This window comes from Paraburkholderia bannensis NBRC 103871, from assembly GCF_000685015.1.
GTDB classification, from domain to species: Bacteria; Pseudomonadota; Gammaproteobacteria; order Burkholderiales; family Burkholderiaceae; genus Paraburkholderia; species Paraburkholderia bannensis.
The window spans coordinates 408,882-420,625 of record NZ_BAYA01000004.1 but is presented as its reverse complement, the minus strand read 5'-3'; the positions used below and the strand labels follow the sequence as shown (position 1 = coordinate 420,625).

The 11,744-nt window shown below is 67.1% G+C and carries 13 protein-coding genes; 10 read left to right on the top strand and 3 right to left on the bottom strand.

The window, feature by feature from the left end; genetic code table 11:
* Nucleotides 1-15 precede the first annotated feature (15 nt).
* From gspG to BBA01S_RS07935, 8 genes are all read left to right on the top strand, one after another.
* Nucleotides 16-462 (top strand): type II secretion system major pseudopilin GspG, encoded by a 447-nt coding sequence (gspG, locus tag BBA01S_RS07970; protein WP_027815958.1) that lies wholly within the window; start codon nucleotides 16-18, stop codon nucleotides 460-462.
* A 160-nt stretch (nucleotides 463-622) separates the two neighbouring features.
* Complete coding sequence (locus BBA01S_RS07965) at nucleotides 623-1,135, top strand: GspH/FimT family pseudopilin (RefSeq protein WP_042296354.1); 513 nt, start codon at nucleotides 623-625, stop codon at nucleotides 1,133-1,135.
* A gap of 10 nt (nucleotides 1,136-1,145) precedes the next feature.
* Complete coding sequence (gene gspI, locus BBA01S_RS07960; protein WP_027815956.1) at nucleotides 1,146-1,568, top strand: type II secretion system minor pseudopilin GspI; 423 nt, start codon at nucleotides 1,146-1,148, stop codon at nucleotides 1,566-1,568.
* Nucleotides 1,546-2,238, top strand: coding sequence for a PulJ/GspJ family protein (locus BBA01S_RS07955; protein ID WP_027815955.1), 693 nt, complete (start codon nucleotides 1,546-1,548; stop codon nucleotides 2,236-2,238). The genes gspI and BBA01S_RS07955 overlap by 23 nt, the downstream gene beginning before the upstream one ends.
* A 2-nt stretch (nucleotides 2,239-2,240) precedes the next feature.
* On the top strand, nucleotides 2,241-3,356 hold the full coding sequence (gene gspK, locus BBA01S_RS07950) for a type II secretion system minor pseudopilin GspK (RefSeq protein WP_084161963.1): 1,116 nt from the start codon (nucleotides 2,241-2,243) through the stop codon (nucleotides 3,354-3,356).
* Between the two features lie 46 nt (nucleotides 3,357-3,402).
* Complete coding sequence (gene gspL / locus BBA01S_RS07945; protein ID WP_027815953.1) at nucleotides 3,403-4,773, top strand: type II secretion system protein GspL; 1,371 nt, start codon at nucleotides 3,403-3,405, stop codon at nucleotides 4,771-4,773.
* Nucleotides 4,770-5,300: a type II secretion system protein M gene (locus BBA01S_RS07940; protein WP_042296352.1), complete on the top strand. Its 531-nt coding sequence runs from the start codon at nucleotides 4,770-4,772 to the stop codon at nucleotides 5,298-5,300. Before gspL ends, BBA01S_RS07940 begins: the two co-directional genes overlap by 4 nt.
* Before the next feature lie 21 nt (nucleotides 5,301-5,321).
* A complete protein-coding gene (locus BBA01S_RS07935) occupies nucleotides 5,322-6,101 on the top strand; it encodes a type II secretion system protein N (protein ID WP_027815951.1) in 780 nt (259 codons plus the stop codon).
* An 18-nt stretch (nucleotides 6,102-6,119) separates the two neighbouring features.
* On the opposite strand, the gene BBA01S_RS40535 is transcribed toward BBA01S_RS07935, so the two are convergent.
* Together BBA01S_RS40535 and BBA01S_RS40530 are read right to left on the bottom strand one after the other, a co-directional pair.
* Nucleotides 6,120-7,661, bottom strand: a complete 1,542-nt coding sequence (locus BBA01S_RS40535; RefSeq protein ID WP_042296350.1) for an efflux transporter outer membrane subunit — start codon at nucleotides 7,659-7,661, stop codon at nucleotides 6,120-6,122.
* Between the two features lie 207 nt (nucleotides 7,662-7,868).
* Complete coding sequence (locus tag BBA01S_RS40530; protein ID WP_042296348.1) at nucleotides 7,869-8,222, bottom strand: hypothetical protein; 354 nt, start codon at nucleotides 8,220-8,222, stop codon at nucleotides 7,869-7,871.
* A 278-nt stretch (nucleotides 8,223-8,500) separates the two neighbouring features.
* Between BBA01S_RS40530 and BBA01S_RS07920 the strand changes: the two genes are divergently transcribed.
* On the top strand, nucleotides 8,501-9,013 hold the full coding sequence (locus BBA01S_RS07920) for a MarR family winged helix-turn-helix transcriptional regulator (RefSeq protein WP_027815950.1): 513 nt from the start codon (nucleotides 8,501-8,503) through the stop codon (nucleotides 9,011-9,013).
* A 184-nt stretch (nucleotides 9,014-9,197) separates the two neighbouring features.
* The gene (locus BBA01S_RS07915) at nucleotides 9,198-10,766 is read left to right on the top strand and encodes a DHA2 family efflux MFS transporter permease subunit (RefSeq protein WP_027815949.1); all 1,569 of its coding nucleotides are present in this window, start codon (nucleotides 9,198-9,200) and stop codon (nucleotides 10,764-10,766) included.
* A 54-nt stretch (nucleotides 10,767-10,820) separates the two neighbouring features.
* Here the strand turns inward: BBA01S_RS07915 and BBA01S_RS07910 are convergent, their stop codons facing one another.
* Complete coding sequence (locus BBA01S_RS07910; RefSeq protein ID WP_027815948.1) at nucleotides 10,821-11,534, bottom strand: OmpA family protein; 714 nt, start codon at nucleotides 11,532-11,534, stop codon at nucleotides 10,821-10,823.
* Nucleotides 11,535-11,744: the final 210 nt, after the last annotated feature.

The following is an 11,744-nucleotide window of genomic DNA, read 5'->3' as shown; positions in this document are numbered from 1 at the left end:
AAATACCGTGGGCAAATGAGCCGCGACGTCATCGAAGGCCGCACGCGCCGTCAACGCGGCTTCACGCTTATCGAAATCATGGTCGTGATCGCGATTCTCGGCATTCTCGCCGCGCTGATCGTGCCGAAGATCATGAGCCGTCCCGACGAAGCGCGTCGCGTGGCAGCCAAGCAGGACATCGGCACGATCATGCAGGCGATGAAGCTGTATCGCCTCGATAACGGCCGCTATCCGGCCCAGGACCAGGGCCTCCAGGCGCTCGTCCAGAAGCCGACCACCGACCCGGTGCCGAACAACTGGAAGGACGGCGGCTACCTGGAGCGCCTGCCCAACGATCCGTGGGGCAATCCGTACCAGTACCTGAACCCGGGCGTGCATGGCGAGATCGACGTCTTCAGTTACGGCGCCGATGGCAAGCCCGGCGGCGAAGGCAACGACGCCGACATCGGCTCCTGGCAGTAGCCATTCCATTGCGATGACGCGATGACATACGCAGCGCGGCCCGGTCGAATCTTGCAGGGTTTTCTCGACCGCCGTGCCGCGATGCTTCGCCCGGTTTTTCAGCGAATCTTTCACCAGAGCGCGTCGCGCCCTCCTTTCCCGCCCTACGCGTTTTCAGCCCATGCGTTCCCGCCCTCTTCGCATCCCGCGCCGCAGTGACCGCGCGCCGACGCCTGCGCGTTCGGCGGGCTTCACGCTGCTGGAAATGCTCGTGGTGCTGCTGATCGCGGGGTTGCTGGTGTCGCTCGCGTCGCTCTCGCTTACGCGCAATCCGCGCACCGATCTCAACGAGGAAGCGCAACGTCTCGCGCTGCTGTTCGAATCGGCGGGCGACGAGGCGCAGGTGCGCGCGCGCCCGATCGCATGGCAGCCGCTCGACGGTGGTTTTCGCTTCGACGTGCGCACCGAAGACGGCTGGCGACCGCTGCGCGACGACCTGCTCGGCCCGCGCCAGTGGGAAGGCGGCGTGACGGGCGTGTCGATCACCTATCCCGGCGGCGACGACGATTACCACGCGAACCGCGTCATCTTCGGCACCGAGGCCGTCGAGCAGCCCGTCGAGATCACGCTCTTTTCGGCGGCGGGCCGCGCCACCATCGTCGGCACCGGCACGGGGCGCTATGAAGTCCGCTAAGTCCGCTGACATGCGCGCTCGCTCCGTTCCGTGGCGTGCTTTGCGCCGAACTTCGCGCCGAACCTCGCGGGGCTTCACCATGATCGAGGTGCTGGTCGCGCTCGCCATCGTGGCGATCGCGCTTGCGGCGTCGCTGCGCGCCGTGGGCAGCCTCGCCACCAGCGAAGCCGAACTGCACGACCGCCTGCTCGCGGGCTGGAGCGCCGACAACGCGCTCGGCCAGTTGCGGCTCGCGCACGCGTGGCCCGATATCGGCGAGCGCAGCTTCGACTGCTCGCAGGGCAACCTGCGCCTGACCTGCACGCAGCTGGTGGCGGCGACGCCCAATCCGATTTTTCGCCGCGTGGAGGTGTCGGTGACGATGCCGGGCCGCGACGGCATTCTTGCGCAACTCGTCACGGTGCTCGGCAATGAAACGAACCGGTCACTGTGATCGCGCGATGCGCGTGACATCCCGGCGCCGCGCCGCGGGCTTCACGCTGATCGAACTGCTGGTCGCCATCGCCATCATGGCCGTGGTGGCGATCCTGTCGTGGCGCGGCCTCGACCAGATCGTGCGCGGGCGCAACATCATCACGCAGTCGATGGCCGAGGAGCGCGTGTTCGCGCAGATGTTCGACCAGATGCGCATCGATACGCGCCAGGCCGTGAGCGACGACGAAGCGGGCTCGCCTGCCATCGCCGTCGACGGCGGCGCGTTGCAGATCGTGCGCGCGTTTCCGGTGCCGCCGGGCGCGCCGCCGCGCCTGCAAGTCGTGCGCTATCGCGTGGCCGACGGCCAGGTGGTGCGGTACGCGTCGCCGCCGCTCGCCCATGTCGGCCAATTGCGGGGCGCATTGCGCGGCGGCGAATCCGGCAACTGGAGCGCGTTGCCGATGATGACCGGCGTGACGTCGATCAACGCGCGCCTGTTCGTGCCGAAGGTGGGCTGGACGTCCGACATGGGCGACGTGCGCTCGCAGCTCAACGCGAACAACAACGGCGTGAAGGTGCCGCAGCTCGGCAACGCGCCGGTGCCGCGCGCCGTGACCGGGCTGGAGGTGAGCGTGCGTGCGCGCTCGCTCGCGCGGCCCGTGACGCGCGTTTTCATGGTGGGGGAATGAGCATGCGCCTGCGCTCACTGTCCCTGCGGATGCGCCGCACCGGCGCGAAACAACGCGGCGCGGCGATCATCAGCGCGCTGATGGTGGTCGCGCTGTCGGCGATCCTGGTGTCGGGCATGCTGTGGCGCCAGCAGGTGCAGTTGCGCCGCATCGAGAACCAGCGCCTGCTTGCCCAGGCGCAGTGGATCTCGCGCGCGTCGCTCGACTGGACGCGCCTGATCCTGCGCTCGGAGGCCGATACCTCGGCGGGCGTGACCTATCTGGGCGGCGCGTGGGGCATGCCGGTTGCGCGCACGCGGCTGTCCGACTTCCTCGGCCAGATCGGCGAGGCGCGCGCCGAACAGGGCGCCGACACCTGGCTGTCCGGCTCGATCGAGGACGCCCAGGCGCGCTTCAATCTGCGCAACCTGGTGACGGCGTCCGCGCCCGGCGCGCTGCAACTCAACCTCACGCAGATCCAGGCGTTCGCGCGGCTGCTGCAATTGATCGGCGTCGATGGGCAGCTGGCGAAGAACGCGGCGGTCTATCTGCGCTCGGGGCTGGCGTATTCGGTGACGCGTTTCCAGACTGCCGCGGCAGGCGTGACGGCGAGCGGCACCGCCGCGACGCAGCCGGTGGCGGGCGGTACGGGCGGCGGCGCGAATTTCACCAATAACCCGGGCATCAGCGACGGCGAAGGCGACAGCGGCAATGCGCCGATCCTCATGACGAGCGTCGACGGCCTGCTCGACGTGCCCGGCTTCACGCCCGACATCGTCGCGCGGCTACGGCCCTTCGTGACGATCCTGCCGACCACGACGCCCGTGAACATGAACACCGCGAGCGCCGAGGTGATCGCCTCGACCGTGCAGGGCATGAGCCTGTCGAGCGCGCAGGCCTTCGTGGCGCGGCGCCAGACGGTGTTTTTCCGCAACCTGAGCGACGTGCAACTGGCGCTGACCGGCGCGGGCACGGCGCAGACGAGCATCGATTCCACGCTATGCGACGTCAATACGAGCTATTTTCTGGTGCATGGGCGCGTGCAGCACGAGCGCGCCGTGGTAGACCGGACGACGCTCGTGTGGCGCGACTCCCTCACCCATACGACACGCATCGTGCGCGTGTGGGACGACTCCTGAAGCGAATCATGAAGCCGTACCAGTCCAACATCGAAAAGAGGTGCGTGTGAGCACGCTGATCGTCCTGATGCCGCCGCGCGACCCGGCGGTTCACTCGCAGGAATGGCAGTTGCCGGAACTGCCGTTCGTGCTGCTCGACAAGACGGGCCACACGCAGCGCGCGGGCCGCGCGGCGCTGGGCCTGTTGCCGAAAGCGTCGGCGACCGTGCTGCTGATCGCCGCGCGCGACCTGCTGATGGTCTCGACCACGGTGCCGCCGCTCAAGGGCCCGCGGCTGCGCCAGGCGCTGCCCAACGTGGTCGAGGATCACCTGATCCAGGATCCGCAGACCTGCCACCTCGCGCTCGATCCCGCACGCCAGGCCGATGGCCGGCAGACCGTCGCGGCGGTCGATCGCGGCTGGTTCCGCTTTATCGTCGAAGGCTTCACGGGCGCGGGCCACCGCAACCTGCGCGCGGTGCCGGTGGCGCGCTGCCTGCCGCTCGCCCAGAGCGTGGTCGCGCCCGCCGCGGCGGAACCGGTCATCGCAGGCGAACAGGGCGACGCCGATACGGATACCGCCGCCGAAGCCGCGCAGCGCGAGGCCGTGACGGCCTGCGTGCTCGGCCACGTGATGGCGACGGCGCCCGCGCTGCTGCCCGACATGGCGGTGGCGCCGACCACGCCCACCGCACTGCTCGAACTCGCGATCGTGCGCGGCACGGCTGCCGAAGGCTTCGCCGTACCCGCTGCAAGTGTGGCCGCGACGGTCGCCGCGCTGGCCGGCGACGCCGATGTGGCCCGCTACGTCCTCACCGGCCTGCCCGGCGAGCCGACCAGCGCCGCTGACAAGGCCGCGCTCGCCGCCGCCCTGCCCGGCGCGCAGCCGCTGTCCTTCGAGACGCTCGCCAAGCGCGCGCTCGCCTGCAAGTTCGACCTCTGCCAGTTCGAGTTCGCGGCCCAGCCGTGGCGTCTCGATCGCGCGACGCTGCGCCGTTTGCGTGTGCCGATCGTGCTGGTCGTCGCCTCGCTGGTGGTCGCGATCATCGGCGCGAACGTGCAGTGGCTGATGCTCGCGCGCCAGCGCGACGCCATGAACACGCAGATGACCGAACTGCTGCTCAACGCCTTCCCCAAGACCACGGTGGTGCTCGACCCGGCGGGCCAGATGGCGCGCCAGCTTTCGCAACTGCGCGTGGCCGCGGGCGAGCCTTCGCCTGACGATTTCCTCGCGCTGGCCGACGGCGTCGCGCGCTCGCTCGGCCCGGTTCCCGCGAACGCGATTGCCGCGCTCGACTATCACGACCGCCGCCTCGACGTGACCTTCAAGCCGGGCGTGAACGTCGATAGCGGCCTGACCCAGCGCCTCGCGCGCAACGGCCTCACGGGCACGCAGGACAGCAGCAGCGGCAAATGGACTATCAGGAGCGCGTCATGAAGACATCGACATCGGGCGGCGCGTTCGCCGAAGCCTTGCAGGAGCAGTGGAGCAACTTCTGGGAAGCGCGCACCACGCGCGAAAAGACCCTGCTGACGTGGGGCGGCGCAGTGCTGGCCGTCGCCATCGGCTATTCGGTGCTCTGGCAGCCGGCGGCGGACGGTCGCGCGAAGCTGCGCGAGAGCCTGCCCGCCTTGCAGCGCGAGCTGTCGCAGATGACGGCGCAGGCCGATGAAGCCCGCGCGCTCGCGGGCGCGGCGGCGAGCGTCGCGCCGGGTGGCCAGGCGCTCAAGGATGCGCTGACGGCCTCGCTCGCCGACCACGGCATGCCGGGCGCGCAGGTGCAGCTGATCGGAACGAGCGCGCAGGTGCAGATGAAGAACGCGTCGTTTCCGGTCTGGACGGCCTGGCTCGACGACGTGCGCAAGCAGTTCAAGGTGCAGGTGGTCGAGGCGCACATCACGGCGCTCAAGGCCGACGGTCAGGTCGACCTGAACGCGTCGCTGCAATCCGCGAACGCGCGCTGACACTAGCCAGAGGTCGATCAGATGTCTTACTGGATGCGGCGCGTGCGCGCCGCGCTGCCGTGGTTCTTTGTCGCCGTGCTGTCGGTGGGTATCGTGCTGCTCGTGCGTCTGCCTGCTGCCTGGATCGCGCCGCAATTCGCGCGCGCGACTCAGGGGCACGTCAATCTCGTCGATCCGCAAGGCTCGCTCTGGCACGGCTCGGCGACGCTCATGCTCGCCGCCGGTCACGATGTGCAGGGCGCGACGCTGCTGCCGGGACGCATCGAATGGCGCGCCTCGTTCTGGGCGCTGTTCACGGGCCGCGTGCGCCTGCAGATGCGGCAGACCGAGGCCATGCCCGACCCCATCGACGTCGAGGCCACGCCGCGCGGCGCCACGCTCACGGCGGGCACGATTGCCGTGCCGGCCTCGCTGCTCGCGGGGCTGGGCGCGCCGTTCAATACGCTCGACCTGGATGGCAACGTGCGGCTCGCGTGGAGCCCGTGGCGCGTGTTCGGCACCGATGCGTTCGGCCGTCTCACGCTCACGCTCGGCGACATGAGCTCGCGCGTTTCGCTGGTGAAGCCGCTGGGGTCGTATGAGGCCGTGCTACAGGCGCAGGGCGCGTCGTCGACGCTCGACCTGAGCACGCAGAAAGGGCCGCTGATGCTGGACGGTCACGGCACGTTCTCGCGCAACTCGTCGATGTTCAACGGCACCGCGAGCGCCACGCCCGATCAGCGCGACAACCTCGCGGGACTGCTGAACCTGCTGGGCCGACCCATCGGCCCCGGGCAGGTCGCGCTGAGCTTCATGCGCTGATTGTCGAACTGAGGACGCTTACTGCGTCCGCGCGTCCTGTGCCGTAGCGGCGGCCACGCCGCCGCTCTCGCGCGCCATCTGCGCGGTATCCCAGCCGCCGCCGAGCGCCTTCACCAGGCCCACCGACGACACCATCCGCTGCCCCGCGATACTGGCGAGCTTCTGCTGCGCCGTGAACGCCGTCGTCTGCGCGGACAGCACGTTCTGGTAATCGATCGTGCCCGCCTTGTACTCGTTCGTGACGATCGAAAGCGCATGCTGCGCCGACTCGACCGCCTGCTGCTGCACGACGATTTCCTGCGCGAGGATGCGCTGCGAGGCGAGGTTGTCCTCGACGTCCTGGAACGCGGCCAGCACGGTCTGTCGATAGGTCGCGACCTGCTGGTCGTAGGCCGCGCGCGCGGCTTCGGTCTGCGCGCGGCGCAGGCCCGCATCGAACACCGTGGCGGCCAGCGACGGCCCGAGCGTCCAGAAGCGCGACGGCATCTGCAGCAATTGCGAGAACACCGAGCTTTCGAAGCCGCCGCTTGCGGACAGCGTGAGCGTCGGGAAGAACGCCGAGATCGCCACACCGATCTGCTCGTTGGCGGCGGCGGCCTTGCGCTCCGCCGAAGCGATATCGGGCCGGCGTTCGAGCAGCGCCGACGGCATCGTCAGCGGCACGGTCGGCGGCGTGGCCGTGAGCGGCGAAGGTGGGAGCGTGAACGAAGAAGCCGGCTGGCCGACCAGCACCGCAATCGCGTGCTCATCCTGGGCGCGCGCCACGCCGTTATCGATGGCGGCGGCCTGCGCCGACTGCAATTGCGTCTGCGCCTGCACGACATCGGCGCGACCCGCTACGCCCTGGGCGTACTGGTTCTGCGTGAGCGTGAGCGACTTCTGATAGGCCGCCACGGTGTCGTCGAGCAGCTTCTGCTGGGCGTCGAGCGCACGCAGCGTGAAATACGTCTGCGCGAGCGTGGCCTGGGCGGACAGGCGCGCGTTGGCCAGATCGGCGGCGGCGCCCTGCTGGCCCGCTTCCTCGGCGCTCACGGTGCGGCTCACCTTGCCCCAGAGATCGGGTTCCCAGGTGGCGTCGAGCCCGAGGTTCACGTTGTTGCTGATGCTGCCGCTGCCCGATGAAAAGCTGCTGCTCGAACTCGACACGCGCGAGGGCGTGCGCGAACGCGTGCCCGAGAACGAGGCGCTCACGACCGGGAAGTATGCGGCGCGGGCCTCGCCGACCAGCGCGCGGGCCTGGCGATAAGCGGCGGCGTATTGCGCGACGGTCTGGTTGTTCGTATTGAGCTGATCCATCAGCCCGTTGAGCTGCGCGTCGTCGTAGATCAGCCACCACATGCCGCGATCCGCTGTGTCCGCCGGCTGCGCGACCTTGAAGCCTTCGGGCGCTTCCTTATAGGCGGCGGGCACGGCGGTGTCGGGCCGGTGATAGTCGGGGCCGACCGCGCAGCCGCTCAGCTGGAACGCGAGCGCGGCCGCCGCGCCGATCAGCGCCAGGGTGGGCGCGCGTGAGCGCAGTGAAGCGGAAAAGCGACCGGGGACAACGAGACGGCGGGACATGCGGGAATTCCTGTCGATGCGGCTGGCGAATGAGCAAACAGCGGAGCAAACTGCGAACGCATTGCGGCGCGGATCGGCTCTGAGCGTGCATCGCGCGGCGGCTGCGCCGGGGTGCGGCAATGGTAGCGCACGCGCGTTGCGCCGCGCGCAATCCGCAAGGTTAAGCCGGGAACGGGGACGGATGTGTTACGGCGCGTAAGGTGGAGTTTACGCGCCGTTACTGCGCCAGCGGCGCAGCGCATGGAAGGCGCCGTGAGCGCGCCCGCGCGCGCTGTGTGCGACGCCGGTGCAGGCGGCTTTTGCCGCTGCTGCGGTCTTGATCGAAGGGGCGGCGATGGCGTCGGTCGTGACGACCGCGCTTTGCGCGCCGCGCTGCGAGCGGCGGCGGTCGGCCCACATCATCAGCACGACGGCAATCGAGCCGCCGGGCAGCACGAACATGCCCGCATAGAGTGCGATCTTGCGCCAACGCGCTGCCCCGCCGGCATGCGCGAAGGCATGACGTGCTGTGCAGGTGACCGAGCGGCCAATGCCGCCGAGCGCGTTCTTGAGGTACAGCATGGCGCGACCAAAGAGGAAATTCGGGAATCCGATGAGTTTAAGTGCTTGCCTGCAATAATATTGACTATGCAATCAAATCACAACATACTTTGCGCTGCATCATTTCCGGTGTTGTTTTTACGCTGCGATAGCGACAGATCGATGAATGCGACGACAACACCGCGACCACCAGAACACCCGATCCGACACTTCAATTCCGAATATTTTTTCACTGCTCAGGCAGGGAAATAACCGGCTAGAATGCGCGTGTTTCCGCAATGGATGAAAACGTCTTTCCCATGAGTGACGGCCCATACGTGCCGGATGTGCCGGGCAAGGTCGGCGTCGTGCCGAGTCTCGGCTATTTCCTTTCGACTGCCCGCAACGTGCTGGCCACGCGCATGGATCGCGCGGTCGCGCCGCTCGGGCTGACGTCGTCGCAGATCGGCGTGATCATGCTGCTGTGGTTCGAACGCGCCCGTACGCCTAACGAGATGTCGCGGGTGCTGTCGTACGACACGGGCTCGATGACGCGCATGCTCGACCGCCTGGAAAAGAAGGGCTTTATCGGGCGGCAGCGCAGCCATGTCGATCGCCGTGTCGTGGAACTCGAACTCACGTCGCTCGGCCGCGACGCAGCGCAGCAATTGCCGGATGTGATCGCTTCGGTCATGAACGAGCAGCTCCACGGATTCAGCGCCGACGAAGTGACGACACTCATCAGCCTGCTGCAGCGCTTCATCGCCAACGATGCGCAGACGCAAGCGGTATGCGGCCACATGGAAAGCGCGGCGGATACGTCTGCTGAGTAACAAGCGGCTGGCCCGTCGAGGACGCGCTGGGTGCGTCAACACGCGGGCCGTATTGCCGTCAAATAACTGTCTGGGCAGACAATGCCCTGGCATATAAATACGTACGACCGTTCGCATGCTGTTTGTTGCAGCGGCAAGGGTCGACCTGTAGTCCCGACCAACGATCCTGCACAAGGACCTGAAGATGGACGCCTCAACCGCCGCGCCCGCCTCCGCCCCGGCCAGCGCCGGGCCCAAGCCCCTGTCTGGCGGCACGCTCGCGCTGCTGACCGTGGGGCTTGCGCTCGGCACGTTCATGGAGGTGCTCGACACCTCGATTGCCAACGTCGCCGTGCCGACCATCTCCGGGAACCTGGGCGTGGCCAACAGCGAGGGCACGTGGGTGATCTCGTCGTATTCCGTGGCCTCGGCAATCGCCGTGCCGCTCACGGGCTGGCTCGCGCGCCGCGTGGGCGAGGTGCGCCTCTTTACGCTCTCGGTGATCCTGTTCACGATCGCTTCGGCGGCCTGCGGCTTCGCGACGAACTTCGAAACGCTGATCGCCTTCCGGCTGGTGCAGGGTCTCGTCTCCGGCCCGATGGTGCCGCTTTCGCAGACCATTCTGATGCGCTCGTATCCGCCCGAGAAACGCGGGCTCGCGCTCGGCCTCTGGGCGATGACGGTGATCGTCGCGCCGATTTTCGGCCCCGTGATGGGCGGCTACATCACCGACAACTACACGTGGCCGTGGATCTTCTACATCAACGTGCCAATCGGCCTGTTCTCCGGCGTGTGCGCCTATCTGTTGCTGCGCGGCCGTGAAACGAAGATCACGAAGCAGCGCATCGACGCCGTGGGTCTCGCGCTGCTCGTAATCGGCGTGTCGTGCCTGCAGATGATGCTCGACCTGGGCAAGGATCGCGACTGGTTCAATTCGGGCTTCATCGTCGCGCTGGCGATCATCGCGGTCGTGTCGCTCGCCTTCATGCTCGCGTGGGAGGCCACGGAAAAAGAGCCTGTTGTCGATCTCTCGCTGTTCCGCGACCGCAACTTCGCGCTCGGTGCGTTGATCATCTCGTTCGGCTTCATGGCGTTCTTCGGCTCGGTGGTGATCTTCCCGCTCTGGCTGCAAACGGTGATGGGCTACACGGCCGGGATCGCCGGTCTTGCGACAGCACCCGTGGGCCTGCTCGCGCTCGTGCTGTCGCCCTTGATCGGGCGCAATATGCACCGGCTCGATCTGCGCCTCGTGGCGAGCCTGGCGTTCCTGGTGTTCGCGTTCGTGTCGATCTGGAATTCGACGTTCACGCTCGATGTGTCGTTCGGACAGGTGATCCTGCCGCGTCTGGTGCAGGGCATTGGCGTGGCGGGCTTCTTCGTGCCGATGACGACCATCACGCTATCGAGCATTTCCGATGAGCGCCTGGCGAGCGCGTCGGGTCTGTCGAACTTCCTGCGCACGCTGTCGGGCGCGATTGGCACGGCGATCAGTTCGACGTTCTGGGAAGACGACGCGATCTATCACCATGCGGTGCTCTCGGAATCGGTGAACGTGTATTCGCCGAATACCCGGGCGTATCAGGACGCGCTGGCGAGTATCGGCTACGCGGGCCAAAGCATGACCGCGAAGATCAACGACGTGGTGACGTCGCAGGGCTACATGATGGCGACCAACGACTTCTTCCGCATTTCGTGCGTCGTGTTCCTCGTGCTGGCCGTGCTGGTGTGGATTACGAAGCCCAAAAAAGGCGCGGGACCGTCGCTGGGCCACTGAAGGCCCAAGGACAGTCCGCGCCGTTTTCCTGGGTATTTGTCCCGGCCTCGCGACTTAGCGGGCCGTCACGCCGTTAGTCTGGATTTCGACCCGGCGATTCTGCGCGCGGCCTTCGACGGTCGCGTTCGAGGCGACCGGCTTCGCTGCGCCGTAGCCGTGTACTTCGTACTGACCGGCGTGCAGACCATGCGATTGCAGATAGTTGCGCACGGTTTGCGCACGGCGCAGCGAGAGGCGATCGTTCAGCGCTTTTGAACCCGTCGAGTCGGTATGACCGTCGACGATGACCGTGCCGATATTCACGCCGTCGCTGTCTGCGATGAACTTGTCGAGCGCCTGCTTGCCGGCCGGCAGCAGATCGTATTTGTTGATCGCGAAGTTGGCGTCTGCGTTTAGCGTGATTGTGCGCGGCGACTGGACTTCCGGAGGCGGAGGCGGCGGCGTTGGGGTCGTTTGCTGCACGACCGGCTGCGGCGCCTGGCAGACGAAGAGAATCTCGCGCGGATCGTTTTCAGGCTGGAAGCCGGAGGCGGCGCGGTCGACCGACGAAACGCGCAGCGGCTGCTTGTCGCCACAGATCTCGTTGACCTTCTTCATGCACGCCTTGGAGCTTTCGAACAGCCCCTGACATTGCACGCGATACGCTTGCGTGCCGTTGGCGAGCGTCACGACGTCGAGATTGTGCATAGGCCCCGACGCGGTGGTGCAACCAGCGGCGACGACGATCAGGAAACCCAGCACGCTGGCTGGCAGAAGTCGCATTTTCATTTTTGGATTCGAATGATTGAGGAGGAATGAAACCGTCCGGCGCACGCCGAAGCAGGCCCAAGATACGGGGCCTCGATAATTCGCCCAATCAGAAAATGCTTAAATCCGCAATCGGACTGATTCGATTCGGAGTCCATCTGAATCTGTCGAATTTGATTTCAGACGATTCCGACTTTCGATGCGCACGCCCCGGACAATCCGGGGCGTGAG